Below are 26,104 nucleotides of genomic sequence, written 5' to 3'. Positions count from 1 at the left end.
TGGACCGGTGCCCCGATCGCTCAGCTTCGCCGACGCCGTGCGGTTGCTCGGTGGGCAGGACAGCAAGGTCGTCGGCATGTTGGAGACGGCCGCGGGCTGGTTGATGGCCGGATTTGCCCCGTTTGTGGGTGATGTGCTCGGCTGGTTCGACTACAAGGCCGAGTTGGGCCGGCTCAGCCAGAAGGCCGTCCGCGACTTCTACGAACGGAGCAGCGGGCTCGCCGACCACGGCCGGCTCGCAAGGATCGAAGCGGCCCACACCGTCATCGTGATCGGCGCCTTCTTCGAGGGCCTGCGGGGAACACCACTGCCGGTCAAGATCACGAAGCGTGAGCAGATCGCCCTCGGCACCAACACCGCCGCGATGCCGGACGCGTTCGTCACGCAGATCATGGCGGCCGGGCGGCTCATACCCGCTGAGGGACAGTCGACGGAGGACTTCCGGAGTGGCCTGCGCGCCTACTACGCGAACATGGTCGAGGTGGTCGACCGGTTCCTCGACGGGTTGGCGGCCGTCGAACAGCTGTCCAACGCCCAACGTGAGCAGCTGTCCGAGACGCTGCGCGCCGCGGCCGACCGGGCGCTCGTCCACTACCAGGACTCGCTCCTCGAGCTCGTCGCGGTCTTCCGCGATGTCGCCTTCTGGGCCGAGGGGCTGGAGCACCGGGCGATGCAGTCGACGTTGGACGCCGTGCACGCCGGGCGCGCGCCCGACCAGCGCCGCGCCGGGCTCGCCGCCGCGCACGCCGACGGCCTGCGGGCGCGGGCCACCGACCTGGGCACCCTCCCGGCCGGGATCAAGGCGCCGTCGCTGAAAGAGCTCTACGTGCCGCCGATGTTCCGGGTGATGGCCGTGACCGGGCCCGACCTGGTCAGCGACGAGGAAGCCTGGGAAGCGTGCCCGAGCCGCGAGGATCCGGTCGCCTTCCTCAAGGAACACCTGGCGACGGACAAGGCGACCCGAGCCCCCTTGTACGTCGTCGGCGACCTCGGCACGGGCAAGACGGCGTTCACCCGGGTGTTCGCCGCCCAGCTCTCTGCCGAGAACTACCTGGTGGTACGCGTCGTTCTGCGCGACAGGCCGGATCTCGACGACATCCAGAAGCGCATCGAGCAGGCGATCACCGACGCCACCGGTTCCGACGTGGGCTGGCAGGGGCTGGTGGAATCGGCCAAGGACGCCGTCACGGTCGTGGCGTTCGACGCGTTCGACGAGTTGCTGCAGGCCACCGACCTGAACCAGGCCGACTTCCTGGAGAAGGTCGCGGCCTTCCAGAGCCGGGAGGCCGGACAGCACCGGCCGGTCGCCGCCGTGGTCACGAGCCGCACCGACGTGGCCGACCAGGCGCGCATCCCGGACGAGACGGTCGCCATCCGCCTGGAACCGTTCGGGCCCGAGCAGGTCGACGCCTGGATCGCGGGCTGGAACGCCGTCAACGCGGCAGCGCCGCTGGCACCGGAGCCGATCCTGGCGCAGCGGGACCTCGTCGAGCTGCCGCTGGCGCTGGGCCTGCTCGCCGCGTACACCGCGGGCGAACAACGGTCGGCGGCCCCGCACGAACACCTGATCAAACTCGTGAGCGCCCGGGAGGTGGCCAAGTACCGACCCGGGCGGAGCCCGCGCGACCTCGACTCGGCTGTCGAGAAGGAGGTCGCCCTGCTCGCCGGGGTGGCCCTCAGCACCTTCCAGCGCGCCGACCGCTGGATCACCGAGATCGACCTGGACCGGCACCTCGTCAACGCCGGCGCGGTGCCGGAGGGACCAGGGTCGGACACCCGCATGCCGCTCCGCCGGGCCGAGCGCGTCTTCGGGCGGTTCCCGTTCCGCCGCCGCCGGCACGCGTACGCGTTCACGTACAGCTCCTTCGCCGACGTGCTCGTCGCGCGGCTCGTCTGGAACGCGTTGCTCGCCGTGGCGACCGACCAGAAGCCCACCGAGCCGGTGCCGTCCGACCGTGGGCCGCGCGAACTGCTCTCCGTGCGGCTGTTGACCCATCGGCGGGCGGTGCTCGACTTCCTCACCGAGATGGCGACGGAGCTGACGCCCAGCGCCCTGGTCGCCGTCCGGCGCGCGTTGGTGCGGATGTTCCGCGCGGTACCCGACCTGCCGGCGGCGCGGTACGCCACCTATCGCGCGAACCTGGTGCTGCTGCTCGTGTGGATCTGCGGGTCCGTCCGGGCGAGCGAGCTGTTCGACGGCACCCCGGACGTGATCGGCGGATGGCGAGCCCAGGCGCGGCTGTGGGAGTCGCAGCTGCCCGCCGCGAGCCTGCGGAGCCTGTTGGACGAGCTGACGGTGGACCGCGACTGGGAGGGTGGGGTCCGGGACCTTCGCATCGGGCCGGCCCGCGCCGACTGGGTGCCCGGTCCCGTCGACCCGGGCTGGTCCTTCGCCGGACCGGGCGGGGCCCTCGCCATGGCAGACGACGTCCGGGTGCTGATCAACTTTCGGTGCGACCCCGTCGATGATCTGGTGTTGTTCGCGGCCGGGTCCTCGATCGAGGCCATTCACGGCGGCGTACGGGCGGCGGCCTCAGACGGGTTGGCCCTGGACGCTCGGCTGCGGCTCGTGGACCTGCTGCTCAACCAGATCGGCGTGCCGGGCCACCTCGCGCCGGACGAGGCCGCGGAGGTCATCGAGAGCCTGCACGGGTCGGTGTGGGCCCACCTGCCGACGGAACTGAGATCCAAGATGGTCCTGTGCGCTCTCGCCCATCTCGACCACGGCGCGAGCGACGACCGCATCGCCGGCGTGCTCCAGGCGATGCTGCTGCCCGATCTCGCCGATGTCGATGCGGCGTCGGCCGCGCTGGTGCTGGTCCGGCTGGTCGAACGCGGTCTGCCTCCGCCGTCCGTCGCGCAGCTCGCGTCCCGGGAGCTGTTCGACGCCTTCGTCTTCGCGGTCGAGGAGCGCCGGCCCGACCTGGCGCGGCGCCTGGCCCCACTGGCGCCTGCGGCGCCGCCGCACCACGGAGAGGCAGGATGAGGGCCATGGCGCAAGGGTCAGTCGGTTTCGCGGACGCCGTCCAGTTGGTCGGTGGCACCGGCTACCGGATCGGCCGCCTCGTCGTGCCGTCCGGCGCGACCTCGGTCTCCGATGTGCTGGCCTGGTTCGACGCCGACGACGCGCGGCCCAGTGAGGGTCCTCTGGAGGGCTTCGCCAGCGGCCTACGTGGCCTTCCGCGGTACGACCGTACGCGGCGCATCGAGGCCGCGCACGCCGTGCTCGTGGTGACGGCGTTCTTCGACAGCTTGCGGGACGTACGCCTGCCCGATCTCCTGAGCGACCGCGCGTCGACCGTCGAGGCGAGCGAGCTCCCCGGCTACGACGGCCTCGTCAAGCTGGTCGACGTGGCCGTCCGGTTCGTGCCGAACCCGTTGCAGCCCGCGGAGTCCCGGGAAGCCGACCTGCACCGCTACTACCTCGACCTCGCCGACCGGATGCACGAGTTCGTCAGCGGGCTGGCGGCGTGGGATCCGCTTCCCGCGCCGGAACGCAATCGCATCACCCGGGAGCTGACCGAGGCCGCGGACCGGGCTATCGACCGCTATCGGGACTCCTTGGCGCGCCTCGCCGCGGAGGTCCCCGAGGTCGGTTTCTGGATCATGTCCGCCGAGCATTCTGAGATCCGGTCCGCACTTGCCAGCCTGCGGGAAAGCCTCGGAAAGGTCTCCTTCGGCGCGGCGCCTAACGACCGCCGGCGCGAGTACCTGGCCCGGGCCTATCAAACGGTCCTGGAACGACCCGTCGTCAACACCGGAGTCGCCGACGGGATCGTGTTTCCGACCCTGGAAAGGGGATACGTCTCACCCCTGTTCCGGGCCGCCGCGGCGCCCCCGGCCGCTCCTGTGAGCGATGAACGCTGGTGGGCTGAACAGCCTGTCCGCGAAGACCTCGACAACTTCGTTCGGGACTACCTCACCTCTTCGCGAGCGGTCCAGACACCGCTGCTGGTGCTGGGCCAGCCCGGCTCGGGCAAGTCGGTGCTCACGCTGATCCTGGCCGCTCGACTGGCGGCCACCGATTTCATGCCGATCCGCGTCGCGCTGCGGCAAACCCAGGCCGACGCCGACATCTGGGAACAGGTCGAAGAGGCGATCCGAGAGACTACCGGCGAGCGCATCACCTGGCCTGAATGGGCTCTCTCCGCAGGCGACGCGCTGTCCGTCATCCTGCTGGACGGGCTGGACGAGCTCATCCAGGCGACCGGCGTGAGCCAGACCGACTATCTGCTGAAGGTCGCCCGGTTCCAGCAGCGTGAGCTGGTGCAGGGTCGTCCGGTGGCGGTGATCGTAACCAGCCGCACCGTCGTCGCCGACCGGGCCCGCCGGCCCGAGGAGACCATGGCACTGCACCTGGAGCCCTTCGACGAACGACGGGTGACCGAGTGGCTGGCCGTCTGGAACGAATCCAACGCCGGCGCGTTCGCGGACCGTGGCCTGACCCCCCTCGAGCCCGCCACCCTGCGCGCCTACCCTGAGCTCGCGGAACAGCCGCTGCTGCTGCTAATGCTCGCCATCTACGACGCCGGCGATAACGACCTTCAACGCCGTGCCACCGACCTGCGGCACCACGAGCTCTACGAACGGCTGCTGTGGGGATTCGCGAGACGGGAGGTCGAGAAGCGCGTCCCGAACCTGTCCGAGCACGACGTGCGGTCGGCGGTCGAGGACGAGATCAACAAGCTGTCGGTCGTGGCGATGGCGATGTTCAATCGCGGGGCTCAGTGGGTCACCGACACCGGACTCGATGAGGATCTCGCGGCGCTCGGCATCACCAGTCCGGAGCGCCAGCCGATGAACCTCGACCTGCGGATGCCCGCCACCGCGGCCCGGCTGGTTCTCGGCAGGTTCTTCTTCGTCCACCGCGCGCAGGCCACGCGCGACGACTACCGCCTCGAGACGTACGAGTTCCTCCATGCCACCTTCGGCGAGTATCTCGTCTCCCGCCTAACCTGGTGGGCGTTGCGGGATGTTGCGAGTCGTGCGGCCTCCGCGACCCGGCTGTCGTCGTTCGCGAGCATTCCCATCGACGACGACCTGCTGCGGGCATTGCTGTCGTTCCAGCCGCTCAGCGACCGGCGGGACATCGTCTCCTTCCTGGCCGCCTTTGCCGCCGCAGAGGAGAGCACCGGCCGGGAAGATGTCCGGAATGTGCTGCTGACGTTGTTCCAGCGGCTTGACCACACACCACCTTCGTCCCGCTATACCGGCTATCAACCGACGCGGTCGGGCGAGCCGACCAGATACGCGACGTACGCGGTGAACCTGCTGCTGCTCGGGCTCTGCATGGGGCCGGTCCTGGCCGGCGAGCTGTACCCGAGAGCGCTTGACCCGGTGCGTCCCTGGCACGCGCAGACCCTGTTCTGGCGCTCTCAGCTCAGCACCCACGCATGGCGGGGCCTGGTCGACGCGGTCGCGCTCGAGCGCAGCAGGGACACCCATCGACGGGAGGTCCGGCTAACGCTCGGTCAGGGACTGGACCGCCCGGTCATCGATCCAGCGTGGACGCTCGCCCTGGACTCAGACCATCCCTACGTTTACGGCCTTCTCACCGGCGACCGCCGCGAGGCCTATTTCCAGTGCGGCAGGCCCGAGGACGTGGTCCGCTACGCGCTGGAGCCGATCGCCGACCGGCTGCCGCTGTCCCTGAACACCTTCGTCGCCGTCGAGGAGGGCGAGCTCCAATCGGCGGCGCACGCGCTCGTCAAGGTCTGGGCCGACCCGTCCGGCGCCGCCTATCGCGCGGCCACGGCCGTCGTCGTCGCGCACCTACCACACTGGACGGACGACGACCGCATCAGCTTCGGCGAGCTGTTGCTGAGCCGCCTCAGCACCGACGGCGGCGCGAGCCCGGCCACCGCCGCGGACGTCCTCGAGACGATGACCGAGGGTGCCAGCCGCACCGTGATCGCGAGCATGGCCGACGGGGTCTTGCGCTGCGTCCTGGCGTTCCTGGGCCGGAGCCGGGAGGTCGACCACCGCCTGGCGACGCTGGTCACCGTCGCGCTCGCCGGGGGCCTGGACCGCGTCGACCCGATCCTCGCCGTCGACGCGCTCGTGCGGCTCCACGAGCAGGGCCAACCGGTGCCGCTTCCGCCGGCGTTGCAGGACGCCCAGGTGCGGCGGCGTGTCCAGGAGCAGATCACACCGGTGCGGCCGGACCTGGTGGCCCGGTGGCGGGCGCTCCCGACGAGCTGAGGGCTCGTCAGTCGAAGCGTTCGCCCATCGTGGCGAGCATGCGGTCGAGCTCGTCGCTCAGCGTGCCCTCGCCGCGGCGCTCCAGCCAGACGTCCGTGCCCACGCGGAGGCTGGCCGTGAAGGCCGCCGCCATCAGGCGGGCGCGCAGCGGGTCGCCCACGCGGCGGGCCAGGTCGGCGGCCACGTCCTCCTCGAACGCCGCGTGGCGGGCGAGCTGCTGGCCGGTCAGGGACGGGTGGCGGCGGACCAGGCGGCTCTGGGCGACCCATTCCGGGTCCGGCTCGCCTTCCGCGTCGAAGAGGGCCCTGGTGCTCAGCCGGATGGCCTGCCAGGCCGACTCCGTCAGCGGGCGGTTGTGCAGGGCCAGCAGGAAGCGGTTGAGGCGCTCGCGTTCGCCGTGGAGGAGGGCGTCCTCCTTGTTCGCGAAGTAGTTCGAGAACGTGCGCCGGGACACCTCGGCCGCGTCCACGATCGCTTCCACCGTGACCTCGGTCAGGCCCCGCTCGATCGCCAGCTCCATCGCCGCGCGATGGAGGGCGTCGGCGGTGGCCGCCTTCTTGCGCTCGCGCAGGGTCTGAGCCTCCGCCGTCGCTGTCTCCACGCCTTGCACGATATCGCGCGATGATGAGTATTGCTCAATGAGCAACTTTGCGCATCGAGAAATCTGATGGCAAGCTGAACGCGAACGTCGCTCGTGAGCGGGGTGTGGCGGCTCACGTCGATGGCGACAAGGATGGGGACCAGGCCCCGGAAAGATCGGAGCGGCATGGGCACCTCGGTGGCGCGGCACCCGGACGAGGAACACTACGGTCCGGCCGTACGCCCGATGAAGTTCGAACGCGGCACCGACGGCCCGCGCGTCGTCATGGTCGGCGTCGACGGCACCGAGACCTCGCTGCGCGCGGCCGCGTCCGCCTTCGGGGTCGCCCGCCGCCAAGGCTGCGGGCTGACGATGGTCTTCGTCGCGGCGCCGGGGCTGCTGGCCTCGCTGGCGCCGCAGGTCGGCTACGCGCAGCAGGAGGCCTTCGAGGAGATCGCCGCCGACCTGCGAGCGGAGGCGCACCGAGCGGCCGAGGAATACGGCGTGCCGATCACCCTGGTCACCCGCCGCGGCGACGCGTTCTCCGAACTAGCAGCGGTGGCCGACTCCATCAAGGCCGACTTCGTCTTCGTAGGCGCCTCAGCCCAGGCCGGCCACCGCTTCGTCGGCTCGATCGCCACGCGCCTGGTCCGCCTGGCCCACTGGCCGGTGGTGGTCGTCCCCTGAAGCGCTAGCGGCGGCTGTCGTAGGACTCTCGTGCCCCGAAGACGTCGTCCATCTTGGCCTCGACCCAGCGGGTGAGGGTCCAGACCTGGTCGGCCACCTCGCGGCCCAGTGGGGTCAGGGAGTAGTCGACCCGCGGCGGGATCACCGGCTTGGCGTCTCGGTGGACGAAGCCGTCGCGCTCCAGGGTCTGCAGGGTCTGGGCGAGCATCTTCTCGCTCACCCCGCCCACGGCCCGGCGCAGCTCGCTGAACCGGTGCGAGCCCGACCGCAGCTCGGCCAGCACCAGCACGCCCCAGCGGCTGGTGACGTGCTCCAGCACCGCCCGGGACGGGCAGTCGGCAAGGTAGACGTTCGGCGTCTGGACTTCACTTACGGCCATGTCAGTACCTTACTTCAAGGTGGGTACTTACGGCAGGGCATGTACCGCACGTAGCGTTACCGGAGGCCCAACCGACCAGACAACAAGGGACGAACACCACCATGAGCATCGTCATCACCGGCGCCAACGGGCACCTCGGTCGCCTCGTCATCGCGGACCTGCTGGCCCGCGGCGTGCCGGCCGAGGAGATCACCGCCGTCGTGCGCAGCGCGGAGAAGGGCGCCGACCTGGGTGTGCGGCTGCACGTCGCCGACTACGACCAGCCCGACACCTTCGCGGGCGCCTTCGCGGCGGGTGACCGCGTGCTGCTGATCTCGGGCAGCGAGCCGGGGCGGCGCATCCCGCAGCACCGGGCGGTGGTCGACGCCGCGAAGGCGGCCGGCGTGGCGCAGCTCGCCTACACCGGCGTCTTCGGTGGGCCGGACGCCTGGTTCGCCCTCGCCGCCGACCACCGCGGGACAGAGCAGCTGATCGTCGAGAGCGGCGTGCCCTACACGTTCCTGCGCAACAACTGGTACGCGGAGATGTACACCGGCGATGTCGCCGGCATCATCGCCCGCGGCGCGGTGGCCAACGCCGTCGACTCCGAGGGCCGCATCGCCACGGCGCCGCGCAAGGACTTCGCGGCGGCGGCCGCGGCCGTGCTCACCAGCGACGGTCACCTCAACGCCGCGTACGAGCTCAGCGGCGACACCGCCTGGACGTTCGGCGAGTTCGCGGCCGAGGTCAGCCGGCAGAGCGGCAAGCCGGTGGCGCACGCCACCCTGACCCCGACGGAGCTCACGGGGATCCTGCGCGGGGCAGGCCTGCCCGACGGACTCGTCGACATCCTGGTCGAGGTCGACGGTGCCATCAACAAGGGCGCCCTCGCGGGTACGCCGGGCGACCTGGCCCGGTTGATCGGTCGCCCGACCACCCCGATCGCCGACACCATCGCCGAGGAGCTGGCGAAGAGCTAGGTGTTCTGCGGCCGGGCTGCGGCGGGTCCCGGCGCCGCCTGGCCGCACGACACCCTCGACCGGAGACCACCCGGCATCCGGGCAAAGCCGCCGCAATACCTCCGCGGACACCCGGACACGCGGACACGCGGAGACGCCCTCGAGCACCCGGACACCGCTGGACTCCGCCCGGCCTCGACCCCAGACCGGCAACACGGCCTAGCGGCGCAGCCGGATCGTCGCGATCTGGAACGGGCGCAGCCGAAGCGAGAGCCCCTCGCCCAGGGCGTCCCTTTCCAGGTCGCGCTCCAGCAGGTCGGTCTCGGTCACGCCGGCCACGGCGAACGACGGCGTCAGCGTCGCCGTGGCCCGCCCGCCCAGCGCCTCGTAGACCCGCACCACCACGTCGCCCGAGCCGTCGTCGGCCAGCTTCACCGCCTCGACCACCACCGACGAGGGCGGCGACGAGACGACGTGCACCAGCGGTTCGACGGCCGCGCCGCGGACCGTACGCAGCGGCAGGTTGAGCTCGTAGCCAGCCCGCACGGCGTCGGCCACGGACGCGCCCGGCACCAGCGCGTAGGAGAACACGTGCCGGCCCTGGTCCGTCGCCGGGTCCGGGAACCGCGGCGCCCGCAGCAGCGACAGCCGCACCACGCTGGCCGTGCCGCCGCCGGGACGCGGAACCCGCCGCAGGTCGTGCCCGTAGGTCGAGTCGTTGGCCAGCGCCACCCCGTAGCCCGGCTCGGCGACCCGCACCCACCGGTGCGCGCACACCTCGAAGCGCGCCGCGTCCCACGACGTGTTCTCGTGCGTCGCCCGCGTCAGGTGCCCGTACTGCGTCTCGAACTCGGCCTTGTCGGTGTGCACGTCGACCGGGAACGCGACCTTGAGGAACTTCTCCTGCTCGTGCCAGTCCACCTCCACCCTGAAGTCGACCCGCCGCGCACCGGCGGCGAGGGTGATCTCCTGGAGCACCGTCGAGGAACCGAACGCCCGCGAGACCCGCACTGTATCGCCGGCCACCGACAGTTCCGTGACGCCGTCCACATCGGACACCAGCGAGCGGTAGAACGGATCGACGTCCCAGGCGTCCCACCGGTTGGGCTCGTCCCGGTGGAGCTGGAGCAGGTTCGCCGGCCCGGCCAGCACCTCGCGCCCGGCCACCAGGTCGAGCACCGACACGACCAGCCCGCGCGCGTCGATCTCCACCCGCAGCAGGCCGTTGTCGAGCTGATACCGGTCGGACACCCGCACGACGCCCGAGACCGGCGGCGGGGGAGCGGCACCCATCGCCGGCACACCGTCCCGGGCGAAGGGCGAGGCGTTGAACGACACCTCGTGCCCGCCCTCGGCACCGGCCAGAGCGGCGAGCGCGGAAGAGATCAACGACGACAGCGACGAGGTCACCGAAGCGTACGTAGCACGGGCCTCGCGGTGCACCCACGCGATCGACGACCCCGGCAGGATGTCGTGGAACTGGTGCAGCAGCACGGTCTTCCAGAGCCGGTCCAGCTCCGCGTGCGGATAGGGCACGCCGAGCCGCACCGACGCCGTCGTGCACCACAGCTCCGCCTCGCGCAGCAGGTGCTCGGCCCGCCGGTTGCCCTGCTTGGTCGCGGCCTGCGAGGTGTACGTGCCGCGGTGCAGCTCCAGGTAGAGCTCGCCCACCCAGACCGGGGCGCGCGACCCGTACTCCTCCTCGGCCGAAGCGAAGAAGGCGGCCGGCGGCTCGATGGCCACACGCGGCGAGCCTTCCAGGTCGGCCACCCGAGAAGCGCGGGCGAGCATCTCGCGGGTCGGACCGCCGCCACCGTCGCCGTAGCCGAAGGGCAGCAGCGACCGCGTGGCGTCGCCCTTGTCGCGGAAGTTGCGGACCGCGTGGGCGAGCTCCGCGCCGGTCAGCTCGCCGTTGTACGTGTCGGCCGGCGGGAAGTGCGTGAACACCCGGGTGCCGTCGATGCCCTCCCACCAGAACGTGTGGTGCGGGAAGCGGTTGGTCTGGTTCCAGGAGATCTTCTGCGTCAGGAACCAGCGCGTCCCGGTCAGCGCCACGATCTGCGGCAGCGCGGCCGAGTAGCCGAACGAGTCGGGCAGCCACGCCTCCCGGGTCTCGATGCCGAACTTCTCGAGGAAATACCGCTTCCCGTGTACGAACTGGCGGGCCATCGCCTCCGAGCCCGGCATATTGGTGTCCGACTCGACCCACATCCCACCCACCGGCACGAAGCGTCCCGCGCGGACGTGCTCGGCGACCCGCGCGAACACCTCTGGGCGGTGCTCCTCCAGCCAGGCGAACTGCTGTGCGGAGGACATCGCGTACACGAGGTCGGGGTGGGTGTCGAGCAGGTCCACGACGTTGGACGCAGTACGCGCGACCTTGCGCACGGTCTCCCGCAGCGGCCAGAGCCAGGCCGAGTCGATGTGCGCGTGCCCGACGGCGCTGATCCGGTGCGCGCTGGGGTGCGCGGGCCGGCCGAGCACCTCAGCCAGCGCGAAGCGAGCGGCGCCGGCGGTCGCGGACAGGTCGGCCGGGTCGAGGGCGTCCATCGCGCGGGACAGCGCTCGCAGGATCTCGTGCCCGCGCGGCTCCCCGGGCGGCAGCTGCGTCCGGAGCTCGGCCAGCACCTCGAAGTCGTGGACGAGCGCGGCCAGCTCCGGGTCGCGGACGGTGACGTCGGCGCGGGCGAGCCGGTACAGCGGCGCGTCGCCGGCGGTGGCCAGGTCGCCGAGCCGGGTGGGGCGGAAGCCGTCCAGGATGGTCGGGTTGGCGGCCGCCTCGACGTAGAGGTCGACGGTGGGCCCGGAGACCGGCACCCAGTCGTTGCGCGGGTGCAGTCCCTTGTGGACCGAGCCGTCCGGCCGGTAGACCAGGCCCTCGGCCTGGAAGCCGGGGGAGGCCGCGTTCCAGCCCAGGTCGACGACCAGCTCGACGTGCGGCAGCTCCGGCACGGCGCCGGTCAGCCGGAACCAGGTCGTGCCCCACGGCGGGCCCCAGGCTCCGCCGACCGGGAACGGCTGGAAGTCGCCGTCGGCCAGGGCGACCGCGGGCGGCACGGGCTCGCCCGGCACGTGCCAGGCGGCCACGTCCAGGCCGCCGACCACGCGGTGCACCGCGGGCCGGAGCCGTTCGGTCAGCAGGCGGGTCAGCCGATCCTCGACAACGGTCCGGTCGTCATGCACGCCGGTAGCTTATCGATCTCGTACGCCGGCTGATTTGCCTTTTTTGTCGGGAAAGTCGGCCTAGCGTCGGTGGGGTGCAGGTGTGGAACACGCCGCGCGACCGGCTCGGGCTGGAGTGGCGGATCGAGGTGCGCGACGCCGGCCACGTCAGCGTCTACCGCCGCACCGGCCGCCGGGTCGGCAACGCGCCCCTGCGCCACCCCCGCGACCTCTACGAGCTCGGTGGCTGGCTGGTCGACCGGGGCATCGACCCGGAGCATCTCAAAGCCGCCTGAGCCGATCGACGTGACTCGTTTCTCAGTGGGAAAACTTGCCCAACGCGCAAGATCGGGAGCATGCTGGGGGAGATCGACCAGTCTCGGAGGGATCCCCCTGCCATGAGCACCACCACGACAACCGCCGGGCCCGTCACCGAGCCGGGCGCCATGAGCCATCGGCAGACCCTGGAGGCCCTCAGCGGGCTGCTCCTCGTGCTGTTCGTCGCCCTGGTCAGCAGCACGGTCGTCTCGACCGCCCTGCCGCGCATCATCGGCGAGCTCAACGGATCGCAGACCCAGTACACGTGGGTGGTCACGGCCACCCTGCTGACCGCGACGGCGACGACCCCGATCTGGGGCAAGCTCGCCGACCTGTTCAACAAGAAACAGCTCATCCAGATCTCGATCGTGATCTTCGTGGTCGGCTCCGCGATCGCCGGGATCAGCCAGAACGCCGGCCAGCTCATCGCGGCCCGGGCGTTCCAGGGCATCGGCGTCGGCGGCCTCCAGGCGCTGGTCCAGGTCGCGATCGCGGCCATGATCCCGCCGCGCGAGCGCGGGCGCTACAACGGCTACCTCGGCGGCGTGATGGCCCTGGCCACCGTCGGCGGACCGCTGCTCGGCGGCCTCATCGTCGACACCTCGTGGCTCGGCTGGCGTTGGTGCTTCTTCGTCGGCGTGCCGATCGCCATCATCGCGCTGGTGCTGCTGCAGGCCACCCTGCGCCTGCCGACGATCCGCCGTGACAACGTGAAGATCGACTACCTGGGCGCGACGCTGATCGCCGCCGGAGTCAGCGTGCTGCTGATCTGGATCTCGTTCGTCGACGGCACGTTCGCCTGGCTGTCCTGGCAGACCTTCGCGCTCGTCGGCGTGTCGGTGGTGCTGCTGGCGCTGGCCGTGCTGGTCGAGTCGAGGGCCGCGGAGCCGGTCGTGCCGCTGCACATCGTCAAGCAGCGGACCACCGCCCTGTCGATCCTCGGCAGCCTCGCGGTCGGCATGGCGATGTTCGGCGGCGCCGTCTTCCTCGGCCAGTACTTCCAGATCGGCCGCGGCTACTCGCCGACCGAGGCGGGCCTGCTGACCATCCCGATGATGGCCGGCGTGCTGCTGTCCTCGATCATCGCCGGCCGGATGATCTCGAAGTCCGGCAAGCTGAAGCCGTACATCGTGACCGGTGCGGTCGTCCTGGTCGCCGGCTTCGCGATGCTCGGCACCATCGACCATTCCACGTCGCTGGTCTTCGTCGGCGCGGGCATGCTGCTCGTCGGCATCGGCGTCGGCATGACCATGCAGAACCTGGTGCTCGCCGTGCAGAACACCGTGCACCTGCGGGACATCGGCGCGGCGAGCTCGTCGGTCGCGTTCTTCCGCTCGCTCGGCGGCACGATCGGCGTCTCCGTCCTGGGCGCGGTGCTGGCCCACCGGGTGACCGACCAGATCACCCACGACCTGAGCGCCGCCGGCGTCCCGGCCGGCGGTTCGTCGTCGGGCACCAGCGCGCTCAACCTCAACGCGCTGCCGGACACGGTGCAACACATCGTGCGGGCCGCGTACGGGGACGCCACCGGGCACATCTTCCTGATCTCGGCCGCCATCGCCGTGGTCGGCGTGGTCGCGGCGCTCTTGCTGCGCCCGGTCACCCTGCGCACGAGCCTCGACCTGGCGGACACGGAGCGCTCGATCTCCACGGCCGCGGGCGCGATCGACGCCGTCGCGGACGCCGAGGAGCCGGCGCCGACGGCCGGCGAGCCGGCGGCGTCGAACGGCGCCCGGCCGGGCGCTCGCTGACGTCGGGGCCGGTGCTTGCGACCGTGCGGACAATGGGACGTGCGGGAGCGGCACCGGCCGCGGCGGAACCACGAAGGAGCACGCTGTGCAGATCGACGGGGTCATCAGCGCGATCGTCATCGGACTCGTCATCGGCGCGCTGGGCCGCCTCGTGCTGCCCGGCAAGCAGTACATCCCGATCTGGCTGATGCTGCTGATCGGGATCGTCGCGGCCCTCGTCGGCACCGGCATCGCGTCGGTCTTCGGCGTGGCCGACACCGACGGCATCGACTGGATCGAGCTGGCCCTGCAGGTCGCCCTGGCGGCCGGCGGCGTGTCCCTGGTGAGCCGCCGGCGGCACGGGCAGCGGAGCCTGCCCCGCTACCCGTCCCGCTAGGCGGCTAGGCGCAGGCGGCGTAAAGCCGTCGGGTTCCTGTCGTGTAGGCCGCGCGGTCGCTGAACCGGCAGCCGTAGTCGGGGGCCGCCACGGACTTCGGGTCCAGGCGGTCGCCGGCCGGCTTGCGGTCGTGGCGTACCCAGGTGACCAGGTCGTCCCAGGCGGTCCCGACCTCGGTGGGGCTGAACTCGCAGTGCTCGGTGCTGCGGATCGCCCGCTGCACCACCAGCCGGCCGCGGCCGTTGCGGTCGACGTCGGCCTTGTACTGGAGCTCGTTGCCGAACGGCACGAACAGGTCGCCGAGGCCGTGCAAGGACAGCACCGGCACGCGCGGCCGGCCCTCGATCTTCGGGACCTGGGTGAGCCGGCGGGACAGCCGCTGGTACGGCTCCTCGGGCGCGACCCGCCGCACCGACCGGTTGACGTCGACCGGCGTGTTGGGCTTGTAACGGGTGAAGAGGTTGGTCGAGATCAGCCCCGGGTCCTGCGCCGGTGTCTCCGACGAGGCCGCGGGTGCGCTGAGCGAGAACAGGAAGTTCTTCCAGTACGCGAACGCCGCCGCCGCGCCCGGCCGCGGGCCGCCGCTCTGGTTGACGGTGATGTCGCGGAACTGCTGGCCCAGCGGGTTGGCCGGCTCGGGTGCGACCGGCGTGATCGTCGCGATGCCGAGCTTCTGCTGCACGGCCGGCACGACGGCGGTCAGGTAGTCGGCGCCCGCCGGGTACGTGGTGATGCCGCTGAGCGCCTCGGACGTGAGCTGGTAGTCGAGGAAGTAGTCGATCAGCCGCTGGTCACCCATGACGCCGCACATCGGCAGGCCGCCGTCGTAGAGCCTTGGGTACTCCTCCAGCGAGCGGCCGATGACGTAGCCGCCCATCGAGACGCCCGCGATGTACGTGCGGTGCGGCCGGCGGACCACTGTGCCGAAGTGCTCGGTCAGCTCCTTGGTGCTGACCACGCCGGCGCGGATGTCGAACCCGTTGCCGGAGTACGACGACGCCGCCCACGCGTAGCCCCGGTCGAGCAGCTTCTGGCGCAGGCCGTACGCGGGTGGGTCGACGGTCAGCACGGTGCCCTGACCGCGATAGCCGTGCGCCCACATCACCAGGTCGCCGTTCCATTTCGCGGGGACCTCGATGACGTACGCGGCGTGCCGGTGCGTGCCCTGGCGCACCGTCGTCGGGCGACCGTCCACGGTGGCCGGGGTCAGCGGCGGGTTGACGATCGTGTAGCCGGGCAGAGGTTGGTTGCCGGGGGTGCCACCGGCCGCCGCCGCCGTCGGGATGGCGGTCACGGCGGTGGCGGCCGCCACCGTGCAGGCCAGGACGCGGAACAGGAGGGTACGGCGCATCGACGCGCTCCTCCGGGAGGTGGATAGGGGAAATCGACGGTAGGCACTCCGGATCACGGGTGTCAATACTGCACTGCCAGTGCGAAAACCCCGTCCGCCCACGGGCCGGCGCCCGGCGGCCTACCGTGGCTTCAGGGGGAGCCGCCATGTTGCTAGGGAGGCGCCCCGAACGGGCCGTCCTGGACGGGCTGCTGGACACGGTCCGAGCGGGGGAGAGTCGGGCGCTCGTGGTGCGCGGCGACCCGGGCATCGGCAAGTCCGCGCTGCTCGACTACCTGGCCATGGGCGCGACGGACTGCAAGGTGATCTACGCGGCCGCCGTCCAGTCGGAGATGGAGCTCGCCTTCGCCTACCTGCACCAGTCCTGCACGCCGTCGGCCGACCGGTTCGACGCGTTGCCGGAGCCCCAGCGCGACGCCCTGACGATCGCGCTCGGGATGCGCTCGGGCCCGACGCCCGACCGGTTCCGGGTCGGCCTCGCCGTGCTCAACCTGCTCTCCGAGGTGGCGACCGAGCGGCCGGTCATCTGGATCGTCGACGACGCGCCCTGGGTGGACCGCGCCTCGCTCCAGGCGATCGCGTTCGCCGCCCGCCGGCTGCGGCGCGAGTCCGTCGCGATCGTGTTCGGCACCCGGCCGCCGGGTCCGGCCGAGCTGGCGGGCCTGCCGGAGCTGGACGTCACCGGCCTGCCCGACGACGACGCGCGCGAACTGCTGCGGACCGTGCTGCCCGGGCCGGTGGACGAACCGGTGCGCGACCGCATGGTCGCCGAGGCCCGCGGCAACCCGCTCGCCCTGCTGGAGCTGCGACCCGCGCCCGGCGACCTCGGTGAGACGCCGCTGCCGGCCCGGATCGAGCAGCACTACCGTCGCCAGCTCGCCACGCTGGGCGTCTCGACGCGGTTGCTCGTGCTGGTCGCGGCCGCCGATCCGACCGGCGACCCCGTGCTGCTCTGGCGGGCCGCGGAGGCCCTGGGCATCCCCGCCAACGCGGTCGCGCCCGCGGCCGCCGCCGGCCTGATCGAGATCGGCTCCCAGGTGCGCTTCTGGCACCCGCTGGTCCGCTCGGCGATCTACCGCACCGCACCGGACGACGACCGGCGGCGGGCCCACGCCGCGCTGGCCATGGCCACCGACGCGGAGGCGGACCCGGCGCGACAGGTCTGGCACGCCGCCCAGGCCGTGGACCGCCCGGACGACGAGATCGCCGACCGGTTGGAGCAGAGCGCCGGCCAGGCCCAGGCCCGTGGGGGACTGGTGGCCGCGGCGAGCTTCCTGCGCCGCTCGGCCGAGCTGACCGGAGATCCGGCCCGCCGGGCCGAGCGGAACCTCTCCGCGGCCAAGCGCAGCCTCGAAGCGGGCGCCGCGGACGCCGCGCTGGCCCTCGTCGCCGAGGCGGAGGCCGGCCGGCTGGACGACGCGCACCGGGCCGCCGCACACCTGATCCGGGCGCGGGTGGCGTTCACCGTCAATCGCGACGCGACGGCGTCCCCGCTGCTGCGCGCGGCGGCGGCGGAGCTGGAGCCGTTCCAGCGGAAGCTGGCCCGGACCACCTACCTGGACGCGGTCTCGGCGGCGATGTTCGCCGGGACGCTGGCCCCCGAGCAACTGGGTGAGGCGGCCCGGGCCGCCCGCGCCGCCCCGCCCGCGGCGGCGCCGGGCGACGCCGAGGATCTCCTGCTGGACGGCCTCGCGCTGCGCTTCAACGCCGGCTACGCGGCCGGCCTGCCGATGCTGCGCCAGGCCGTTAGGGCGTTCCGGCAGTCCCCGCTCGCAGGCCCGGACTCCCTGCGCTGGCTGTGGCTGGCCTGCACCGCGGCGACGCACGTGTGGGACTACGAGTCCTGGGCCGCGCTCGGCGACCGGTTCGTGGGGCTGGCCCGCGACAGCGGCGCGCTGGCGACGCTCCCGCAGGCGCTCAACGTGCGGAGCTCGTCGCTGGTGCTGGCCGGCGACCTGTCCGGCGCGGCGGCACTCGGTGACGAGCTGCGGGCCGCGACCGAGGCGACCACCGCACGCCCCTTCCTGCCGCTCGGCGAGCTGCTGCTGACGGCCTGGCGCGGCGACACGGCGGCGGCGACCGCACTCGCGGAGGCCACCGTCGCCGAGGCGGTGCGCCGGCGCGAGGGCGCCGGGCTCGTCTCGCCGGCGTGGACGCAGGCCATCCTGCACAACGGGCGCGGCGAGCACCTCGAAGCCATCTCCGCGGCCGAGGCGGGCGACCAGGAGCCGGCGGTGCTCGGCTTCCCGCCCTGGGGCATTCTCGAGGAGCTGGTCGAGGCGGCGACCCGGGCCGGCCAACCCGATCGCGCGGCGGCGGCGCTGAGCCGGCTCACCGTGGCCACCTCGGCGGCCGGCACCGCGTGGGCGCGGGGCATCGAGGCGCGCAGCCGGGCGCTGACGCTGGCCGGGCCGGCCGCGGAGGAGTCGTACCGCGAGGCGATCGACCAGCTGTCGCGCACACCGCTGGCCGGGGAGCTGGCGCGGGCGTGGCTGATCTACGGGGAGTGGCTGCGTGGTGCGGGCCGCCGGGCCGACGCCCGCGTCGAGTTGCGCCGCGCGCACGACGCGTTCGCCGAGCGGGGGATGGACGGCTTCGCCGAACGGGCCGCCCGCGAGCTGCGGGCCGCCGGTGAGGCCGCGCCGCGCCGGGCCGTCGTGCCCAACGGCCAGCTCACCCCGCAGGAGGCCCAGATCGCCCAGCTGACCCGCGACGGGCTGTCCAACCCGGAGATCGGCGAACGGCTGTTCCTGAGCCCCCGTACCGTCGAATGGCACCTCCGCAAGATCTTCGCCAAGCTGGGCATCAGCTCCCGCCGCGAGCTGCGCCACTGACGGGTTACCGCACACCACCCGGCACCGGCCGCGTCGTTGACCAGCGCGATGGGCGTGCGCGCGTGGCTGTCCCGGTACGCCCCCGCCGAGGCCGCCGGGATCACCGGCGCGCTCCTGGCCACCGCCCCGCTCGACGAGCCGGGCGCGGCCGCCGTCGCCGGCACCGTGGGCGAGACCATCGGCTTCTACGCGATGATCTTCGCCCGGGACGTGCGCGCCGGTGGCCGCCCCGCCGCCGTTGTCCGCGACATGGTGCTGGAGTTCGGCCCGGCCGAGCTGCTCGACACCCTGCTCGTGCGTCCGGGCGCGATGTACCTGGCCAGCCGCGCGCTGGGCACCACCGCCACGGGAGTCGTCGTGGGCAAGCTGGCCGCGGACGTGGTCTTCTACGCGGTCGCCATCATCGGGTACGAACTGCGCCGCGTGCGTGTCGCCGCATCGAAGGACCTGACCGCGTCGCCGCCACCCGACTAGCGGCGGCGCCGCCGGCACCGAGCTGTATTTCGGTTACGTCTGGTAGGGCTCCGCTGATAGCTTTCGCGGTCGTGACCGCTGACTATCGCACCGTCAACCGCGCCAACTGGGACGAGCGTGCGCCCGCGCACGCCGCGTCGCCGGACTACGGGCTCGACCTGTTCGCCGCCGACCCGGCGCACCTGCATCCGGTGGTCCGGTTCGACCTGCCCCGGCTCGGCGACGTGACCGGGCTGCGCGGCGTGCACCTGCAGTGCCACATCGGCACCGACACGATCTCGCTGTCGCGCCTCGGCGCGCGGATGACCGGCCTCGACTTCTCGCCGGCCGCCGTCGCCGAGGCGCGCCGGCTCGCCGAGCGGCTCGGCGATCGGACCGAGTTCGTCGAGTCCGACGTGTACGCGGCCGGGGACGTGCTCGAGGCCGGCGCGTACGACCTGGTCTTCACCGGCATCGGCGCGCTGTGCTGGCTGCCGTCCGTCGACCGCTGGGCGGCGGTGGTGGCCCGGCTGCTCAAGCCCGGCGGCCGGCTGTTCATCCGCGAAGGCCACCCGATGCTGTGGTCGCTCGACGACGCCGCTGAAGGGTTGGTCGTGCGTTACCCCTACTTCGAGACCGCCGAGCCGCTGGTCTGGACCGAGGGCGGCACCTATGTCAGCACCGACGCCGTGTTCACCCAGAACCTCACGCACGAGTGGAACCACGGGCTCGGCGAGATCGTCACCGCGCTGCTCGACCACGGGCTGCGGCTGACCATGCTGGTCGAGCACGACAGCGTGCCCTGGGAAGCGCTGCCCGGCCGGATGGTGTGCGGCGACGACGGGGAGTGGCGGTTGACCGAGGGCCGCGAGCGCGTTCCGCTCTCGTACACCCTGCGAGCGGTCAAGATGGGTGAGTGACCGATCTCCCGGAGACGATGACGGCGTGGCAGGTGGTCGCGCCGGGTCCGCTGGCCGACCACCCGCTGCGCCGCGCCGAGCTGCCCGTGCCCGCGCCCGGCGCCGACGAGGTGCTGGTCAAGGTCGAGGCGTGCGCGGTCTGCCGGACCGACCTGCACGTCGCCGAGGGTGACCTGCCGCCGCACCGCAGCCCGGTGGTGCCCGGCCACGAGATCGTCGGCCGGGTGGTCGCCCGCGGTTCCCAGGCGACGGCGTACGCGTCCGGCGACCGGGTCGGCGTGGCCTGGCTGCGGCACACCGACGGCACCTGCGTGTACTGCCGGCGGGACAGCGAGAACCTGTGTCCCGAGTCCCGCTACACCGGGTGGGACGCCGACGGCGGCTACGCGGAGTACGCGGCCGCGCCGGAGGCGTACGTCTATCCGCTGCCCGCCGACCGGGACGCGCGCGAGCTGGCCCCGCTGCTCTGCGCGGGGATCATCGGCTACCGGGCGCTGCTCCGCGCCGACCTGCCGCCGGGCGGGACCCTCGGCATCTACGGGTTCGGCGGCTCGGCTCACCTGACCGCGCAGATCGCCATCGCGCAGGGTGCGACCGTACACGTGATGACCCGGTCCATGGCCGCGCAGCGGCTGGCGCTCGAGCTCGGCGCGGCCTCCGCCGGCGGCGACCGCGACCTACCGCCGGGCAAGCTCGACGCGGCGATCCTGTTCGCTCCGGTCGGCACGCTGGTGCCGGTCGCCCTCGCGGCCCTCGACCGCGGCGGGACCCTGGCAGTCGCCGGGATCCACCTGACCGACATCCCGGCGCTGAACTACGCGAAGCACCTCTTCGAGGAGCGCACGCTGCGCAGCGTCACCGCCAACACCCGCGCCGACGGCCGGGCGTTCCTGGCCGCCGCCGAGGCCCACCCGCCGGTCGTACACCTCCAGGAATATCCCCTGACCGCCGCGAACCAGGCGCTCGCCGACCTGGCCGGCGACCGCGTCGACGGCGTCGCGGTGCTCGTGCCCTAGCCCAGCACGTCCTGGTAGACCGCCATCGTGCGGTCGGCGATCGACGCCCACGAGAAGTGGGTGACGGCGCGCTCGCGGCCGGCGGCGCCCATCCGCGTCGACCGGGCCGAGTCGGCGAGCAGCGTGTTGATGGCGGCGGCCAGGTCGGCGACGAACCGGTCCGGGTCCAGCGGCGTGCCGGTGCCGTCGGTCGCCTGCTCGATCGGCACCAGCAGCCCGGTCACGCCGTCGTCGACGACCTCCGGGATGCCGCCGGTCGCGGTCGCCACGACGGCGGTCTCGCAGGCCATCGCCTCCAGGTTGACGATGCCCATCGGCTCGTAGATCGAGGGGCAGACGAACACCGTGCTGCGGGTGAGGAGCTGGATGACGTCGGGCTTGGGCAGCATCTCGGGGACCCAGAAGATCCGGTCGTGGCGCCGGCGCAGCTCGTCGACCAGCTCGCGGACCTCGGCGGCGATCTCGGGCGTGTCGGGTGCGCCGGCCAGCAGCACGAGCTGGGCCTCGGCGGGCAGCTCGCGGGCCGCCCGCAGCAGGTAGGGCAGGCCCTTCTGGCGGGTGATCCGGCCGACGAAGATCGCGGTCGGGCGGGCCGGGTCGGCGCCGGTCCGGTCCCAGACGTCGGTGCCGGGGTCCGGCTGGTACTGGACGGTGTCGATGCCGTTGTGCACCACGCGTACGCGGTCGGGGTTGACGCCCGGATAGGCGGTCAGCACGTCGCGGCGCATGCCCGCGGAGACCGCGATGACCGCGTCGGCGGCCTCGATCGCGGTGCGCTCCGCCCACGACGAGAGCCGGTAGCCGCCGCCGAGCTGCTCGGCCTTCCACGGGCGCAGCGGCTCCAGGCTGTGGGTGGTCACCACGTGCGGCACGCCGTGCAGGAGCTTGGCGGTGTGGCCGGCCAGGTTCGCGTACCACGTGTGGCTGTGCACGACGTCGGTGCCTTCGGTGCCGGCGGCCATCTCGAGGTCGATGCCCAGCGTGCGCAGCGCTGGGTTGGCGGTTTTCAGACCAGTTGGCTCCGGGTACGCGGTGACGCCCGGCTCGGATCGTGGCGCGCCGAAGCAGTGGACCCGGACGTCGGCGAGCCGCCGCAGGTCACGGGCCAGATACTCGAGGTGTACGCCGGCGCCGCCGTACACCTCCGGCGGGTACTCGCGCGTGAGGAGATCGACTCGAATCCTGTCCACAGCGGAAACCTTAGACGGCTCTTCACGAACAGCGGCCCCCTCCGCTGGTGCGCGGCGCGCTCGGTGGCTAGCGTCTGCTCATGGCACCCAAAGTCCTCGCGATGGTTCTCGCCGGTGGTGAGGGCAAGCGCCTGATGCCGCTGACCGCCGACCGCGCCAAGCCAGGCGTCCCGTTCGGCGGCATCTACCGGATGATCGACTTCGTCCTGTCGAACCTGGCGAACGCCGGCTATCTCAAGATGGTCGTGCTGACCCAGTACAAGTCGCATTCGCTGGACCGCCACATCACCAAGACCTGGCGGATGTCGAACCTGCTGGGCAACTACGTGACGCCGGTGCCGGCGCAACAGCGGCTCGGGCCCCGCTGGTTCGCCGGGTCGGCCGACGCGATCTACCAGAGCCTGAACCTGGTGCACGACGAGAAGCCCGACTACGTGATCGTGTTCGGTGCCGACCACATCTACCGCATGGACCCGGCGCAGATGGTCAAGCAGCACATCGACTCCGGTGCTGACGTGACCGTGGCCGGCATCCGCCAGCCGATCGCGATGGCCGACCAGTTCGGCGTGATCGAGGTCGCCGGCGACGGCAAGCGCATCCAGGCGTTCCGCGAGAAGCCCACCGACGCCCGCGGGCTGCCGGACTCACCCGACGAGATCTTCGCCTCCATGGGCAACTATGTTTTTACCGCCGAGGCCCTGATCGACGCGGTCACCCGCGACGCGCAGAACCCGTCGAGCAAGCACGACATGGGCGGCAACATCATCCCGATGCTGGTCGAGCGCCAGGCCGCCAGCGTGTACGACTTCGCCGACAACGTGGTGCCGGGCTCGACCGAGCGCGACCGGGGCTACTGGCGCGACGTCGGGACGTTGGACTCGTTCTACGAGGCCCACATGGATCTCATCTCGATCCATCCGGTGTTCAACCTCTACAACTTCGAGTGGCCGATCTACACCGACTACAACCCGTGGCCGCCGGCCAAGTTCGTGCACGGCTGGCAGGAACGGGTCGGCCGGGCGGTGGGGTCGATGGTCTCCCCGGGCGCGGTGATCTCGGGGTCGCTGGTCGAGAACTCGGTGGTCTCGCCGAACGTCAAGGTCCACTCGTGGGCGCACGTGGCCGGGTCCGTGCTGATGGAGGGTGTCGACATCGGCCGCCACGCGGTGGTCCGCAACGCGATCCTCGACAAGAACGTCGTGATCCCCGAGGGGGCGGAGATCGGCGTCGACCTGGAGCGCGACCGCCGCCGCTTCACGGTGTCCGACAACGGCATCGTGGTGATCGGAAAGGGTCAACGGGTCGAAGCCTGAACCGGACACCGACCCTCCGAACGGCCGCAGACGAACAATCCTCGTCCTCGACGCGACGAGGGCCGGTGACCCGACTACGGTGGAGATCATGGCTGAGGTCGATCCCGTGCCGCCGAAGACCGCCCCTTCCGGGGCCGCTGGGCCGCCGCCCGAGAGCGCCCGCCCGGCGCCACCCAAGCCAGGCCCACCACCGTCGAAGCCAGGCGCCCCGAAGCCCGGCCCGGTCAACGGCAAGCCGGCGGCCCCGAAGCCAGGACCGCCCCCGGCGAAGCCGGCGGTCCCGCCGGCAGCGGAGACACCGAAGCCCACACCCTTGACGGCGGATGGTTCCGCCGCCGGGGCAGAGAAGCCCGCTCCTTCGGCGGCGGAGGCCCCAAAGCCCACACCGCCCCCTGCGGCGGGTGGATCGACGCCGACGCCACTCGCGGCTGCGGAGGCTTCCGAGCCGGTGCCGCAGGTTGCCGCTGAGGCGGCGAAACCCTCGTCGACCCCGTCCCCGGAGTCCGCGCGGCCCGTGGGCAGCGCTGCGCCCGCGCCGGCGCCGGTTCACGCGCCGCAGGTGACCGCCGCGCCTAAGCCCGACCAGCCCGCCGCCGCCGACGCGGCGCGGGCGCCCAAGGCAAGGCGGCAGGTTCCGGTCGAGCCGGACCCCGCCGCTGGGCGGATCCCTATCGACGCGGTCGGTCCTGTGGTGAGTGGTGGCAAGTACCCGGCCAAGGCCGTCGTCGGCGAGATCATCCCCGTCTCCGCCACCGTCTTCCGCGAGGGCCATGACGCCGTGGGCGCCAACGTCGTTTGGCGCGATCCCGACGGCACCGAAGGGCCGTTCACTCGGATGACCCCCGGCGACCCCGGCACCGACCGGTGGCATGCCGCCTTCGAGCCCCAGGCCGTCGGTGCGGGCAGCTTCGTTGTCGAGGCGTTCAGTGACCCCTATCTGAGCTGGCGCGACGCCGTCGAGAAGAAGATCGCTGCCGGTCAGGACGTGACCGACCTGGCCAACGACCTCGTCGAGGGCGCGGCGCTGCTCGATCGGGCCGCGACCGGCGTACCCGATGATCAACGGTCCAGGGTGACCAAGGCGGCCGAGGCCTTGCGCGCCGAGGACCTCGCGCTCGGGATTCGGGTCTCGCCCGCGCTCGGCCTCGCCGACCTGCTCTGGCGCTACCCGGTGCGCGAGCTCGTGACGCGCTCCGACGCGTACCCCGTCTGGGTCGATCGTAAGAAAGCCCTGTTCTCGGCCTGGTACGAGTTCTTCCCGCGCTCCGAAGGCGCCGTCGTCGGTGACGGCCACAGCCAGCAGGGGACCTTCGCGACCGCGCAGAACCGGCTGCCGGGCGTCGCGAAGATGGGCTTCGACGTGCTCTACCTGCCGCCGATCCACCCGATCGGCCGGGTCAACCGCAAGGGGAAGAACAACGCGCTGGTCGCCGAGGAGAGCGACGTCGGCTCGCCGTGGGCGATCGGGGCCGAGGAGGGTGGGCACGACGCGATCCACCCGCGGCTCGGCACGCTCGAGGACTTCCGGGCGTTCGTCGCCGCGGCGGCCGAGCATGGGCTCGAGGTCGCGATGGACCTCGCGCTGCAGTGCGCTCCCGACCACCCGTGGGTCAAGGAGCACCCCGAGTGGTTCACGACCAGGGCCGACGGCACCATCGCGTACGCGGAGAACCCGCCGAAGAAGTACCAGGACATCTACCCCCTGAACTTCGACAACGACCCGGAAGGGATCCGCCAGGAGATTCGGCGGGTCGTTCTGCACTGGGTCGCGCAAGGCGTCAAGATCTTCCGCGTGGACAATCCGCACACCAAGCCGGTCAACTTCTGGCATTGGTTGATCGCGGAGGTCAAGGACGTCGATCCCGACGTGTTGTTCCTCGCCGAGGCGTTCACCCGGCCGGCGATGATGAACGGCCTGGGCAAGATCGGGTTCAGCCAGTCCTACACCTATTTCACGTGGCGGACGAGCGCCTGGGAGATGCGGGAGTACTGCGAGCAGCTCGTCGCCTCGGCCGACCACATGCGGCCGAACTTCTGGCCGAACACGCCCGACATCCTGCACGAGACCCTCCAGCACGGCGGCCCGCCGATGTTCAAGATCCGCGCGGTGCTGGCCAGCATGCTGATGCCCTCGTGGGGTGTCTACGCGGGCTACGAGCTGTTCGAGCACGTCGCCCGCCCCGGGGCCGAGGAATATCTCGACAACGAGAAGTTCGAGCTGCGCCCCCGGGACTGGGCCGGCGCCGAGGCCGCGGGCCGCTCGCTGGCCGGTTTCCTGGGCCGGCTCAACGCGATCCGGCGCGACAACCCGGCCCTGCACTGGCTGCGCAACCTGCGTTTCCACGAGATCGACAACCCGGCGCTGCTGTGCTGGTCGAAACGCGACCCGCGTACGGACAACACCGTTCTGGTCATCTGCTCGTTCGATTCGAGCGGGGACCAGTGGGGAAACACCACACTGGACATGCCGGCCCTCGGGCTGGACTGGCACGAACGGTTCGTGGTGACCGACCAGCTCACCGGGGGCACGTACGACTGGGGCCAGCGCAACGCGGTCCGGCTCGACCCGTTCCTCGAGCCGGCGCACATCCTCTCGGTGCGACCGCGTCGGTGAGGGCGAGAACCGCGCCGGGAG

General features: G+C 72.0%; 18 protein-coding genes. 13 read left to right on the top strand and 5 right to left on the bottom strand.

All coding sequences use genetic code 11. The features are described 5' to 3' along the window. The first annotated feature begins 7 nt into the window (after positions 1-7). Together CHC05_RS01385 and CHC05_RS01380 are read left to right on the top strand one after the other, a co-directional pair. Positions 8-2,986, top strand: coding sequence for an NACHT N-terminal helical domain 7-containing protein (locus CHC05_RS01385; RefSeq protein ID WP_089243769.1), 2,979 nt, complete (start codon positions 8-10; stop codon positions 2,984-2,986). Positions 2,987-2,991: 5 nt separating this feature from the next. Continuing rightward, entirely contained in the window at positions 2,992-6,201 is a 3,210-nt protein-coding gene (locus CHC05_RS01380; protein ID WP_089243767.1) for an NACHT domain-containing protein, read from the top strand. Positions 6,202-6,208: 7 nt separating this feature from the next. On the opposite strand, the gene CHC05_RS01375 is transcribed toward CHC05_RS01380, so the two are convergent. After that, complete coding sequence (locus CHC05_RS01375; RefSeq protein WP_245870605.1) at positions 6,209-6,802, bottom strand: TetR/AcrR family transcriptional regulator; 594 nt, start codon at positions 6,800-6,802, stop codon at positions 6,209-6,211. 165 nt (positions 6,803-6,967) lie between these two features. Between CHC05_RS01375 and CHC05_RS01370 the strand changes: the two genes are divergently transcribed. Then, positions 6,968-7,468, top strand: a complete 501-nt coding sequence (locus tag CHC05_RS01370) for a universal stress protein (RefSeq protein WP_089243765.1) — start codon at positions 6,968-6,970, stop codon at positions 7,466-7,468. Positions 7,469-7,472: 4 nt separating this feature from the next. On the opposite strand, the gene CHC05_RS01365 is transcribed toward CHC05_RS01370, so the two are convergent. Beyond that, positions 7,473-7,847 (bottom strand): winged helix-turn-helix transcriptional regulator, encoded by a 375-nt coding sequence (locus CHC05_RS01365; protein WP_089243763.1) that lies wholly within the window; start codon positions 7,845-7,847, stop codon positions 7,473-7,475. 101 nt (positions 7,848-7,948) lie between these two features. On the opposite strand from CHC05_RS01365, the gene CHC05_RS01360 reads away from it, so the two are divergent. Then, positions 7,949-8,806, top strand: a complete 858-nt coding sequence (locus tag CHC05_RS01360) for an SDR family oxidoreductase (RefSeq protein ID WP_089243761.1) — start codon at positions 7,949-7,951, stop codon at positions 8,804-8,806. Positions 8,807-9,004: 198 nt separating this feature from the next. Here the strand turns inward: CHC05_RS01360 and CHC05_RS01355 are convergent, their stop codons facing one another. Continuing rightward, complete coding sequence (locus CHC05_RS01355; RefSeq protein WP_089243759.1) at positions 9,005-11,968, bottom strand: alpha-mannosidase; 2,964 nt, start codon at positions 11,966-11,968, stop codon at positions 9,005-9,007. A gap of 74 nt (positions 11,969-12,042) precedes the next feature. Here CHC05_RS01355 and CHC05_RS01350 point away from each other — a divergent pair, with 74 nt between their 5' ends. From CHC05_RS01350 to CHC05_RS01340, 3 genes are all read left to right on the top strand, one after another. Continuing rightward, positions 12,043-12,243, top strand: coding sequence for a hypothetical protein (locus tag CHC05_RS01350; RefSeq protein ID WP_089243757.1), 201 nt, complete (start codon positions 12,043-12,045; stop codon positions 12,241-12,243). A 102-nt stretch (positions 12,244-12,345) separates the two neighbouring features. Then, positions 12,346-14,016, top strand: coding sequence for an MDR family MFS transporter (locus CHC05_RS01345; protein ID WP_218824381.1), 1,671 nt, complete (start codon positions 12,346-12,348; stop codon positions 14,014-14,016). Between the two features lie 85 nt (positions 14,017-14,101). Continuing rightward, positions 14,102-14,392, top strand: a complete 291-nt coding sequence (locus tag CHC05_RS01340; protein ID WP_089243755.1) for a GlsB/YeaQ/YmgE family stress response membrane protein — start codon at positions 14,102-14,104, stop codon at positions 14,390-14,392. A 4-nt stretch (positions 14,393-14,396) separates the two neighbouring features. Here the strand turns inward: CHC05_RS01340 and CHC05_RS01335 are convergent, their stop codons facing one another. Then, entirely contained in the window at positions 14,397-15,743 is a 1,347-nt protein-coding gene (locus CHC05_RS01335) for an alpha/beta hydrolase family protein (protein WP_089243753.1), read from the bottom strand. A 146-nt stretch (positions 15,744-15,889) separates the two neighbouring features. Between CHC05_RS01335 and CHC05_RS01330 the strand changes: the two genes are divergently transcribed. The 4 genes from CHC05_RS01330 (at position 15,890) to CHC05_RS01315 (ending at position 20,966) form a co-directional block, all read left to right on the top strand. Then, the gene (locus CHC05_RS01330) at positions 15,890-18,577 is read left to right on the top strand and encodes an AAA family ATPase (protein WP_089243751.1); all 2,688 of its coding nucleotides are present in this window, start codon (positions 15,890-15,892) and stop codon (positions 18,575-18,577) included. A gap of 36 nt (positions 18,578-18,613) precedes the next feature. After that, positions 18,614-19,051 (top strand): hypothetical protein, encoded by a 438-nt coding sequence (locus CHC05_RS42260; protein ID WP_245870604.1) that lies wholly within the window; start codon positions 18,614-18,616, stop codon positions 19,049-19,051. Positions 19,052-19,122: 71 nt separating this feature from the next. Next, positions 19,123-19,950 carry a class I SAM-dependent methyltransferase gene (locus CHC05_RS42255; RefSeq protein WP_089243747.1) on the top strand — a complete coding sequence of 276 codons (828 nt, stop codon included), beginning with the start codon at positions 19,123-19,125 and terminating at the stop codon, positions 19,948-19,950. Then, a complete protein-coding gene (locus tag CHC05_RS01315) occupies positions 19,947-20,966 on the top strand; it encodes a zinc-dependent alcohol dehydrogenase family protein (RefSeq protein WP_218824379.1) in 1,020 nt (339 codons plus the stop codon). Before CHC05_RS42255 ends, CHC05_RS01315 begins: the two co-directional genes overlap by 4 nt. Here CHC05_RS01315 and glgA read toward each other — a convergent pair. After that, a complete protein-coding gene (gene glgA, locus CHC05_RS01310; RefSeq protein WP_089243745.1) occupies positions 20,963-22,156 on the bottom strand; it encodes a glycogen synthase in 1,194 nt (397 codons plus the stop codon). The two genes, CHC05_RS01315 and glgA, sit on opposite strands and share 4 nt — an antisense overlap. A gap of 80 nt (positions 22,157-22,236) precedes the next feature. Between glgA and glgC the strand changes: the two genes are divergently transcribed. Next, complete coding sequence (glgC, locus tag CHC05_RS01305) at positions 22,237-23,469, top strand: glucose-1-phosphate adenylyltransferase (protein WP_089243743.1); 1,233 nt, start codon at positions 22,237-22,239, stop codon at positions 23,467-23,469. A 664-nt stretch (positions 23,470-24,133) separates the two neighbouring features. Next, positions 24,134-26,083 carry an alpha-1,4-glucan--maltose-1-phosphate maltosyltransferase gene (locus tag CHC05_RS01300; RefSeq protein ID WP_245870642.1) on the top strand — a complete coding sequence of 650 codons (1,950 nt, stop codon included), beginning with the start codon at positions 24,134-24,136 and terminating at the stop codon, positions 26,081-26,083. The last annotated feature ends 21 nt before the right edge of the window (positions 26,084-26,104 follow it).

The organism is Asanoa hainanensis (assembly GCF_900188485.1).
Taxonomy (GTDB): domain Bacteria; phylum Actinomycetota; class Actinomycetes; order Mycobacteriales; family Micromonosporaceae; genus Asanoa; species Asanoa hainanensis.
This window is presented reverse-complemented; position numbering and strand designations above follow the sequence as displayed.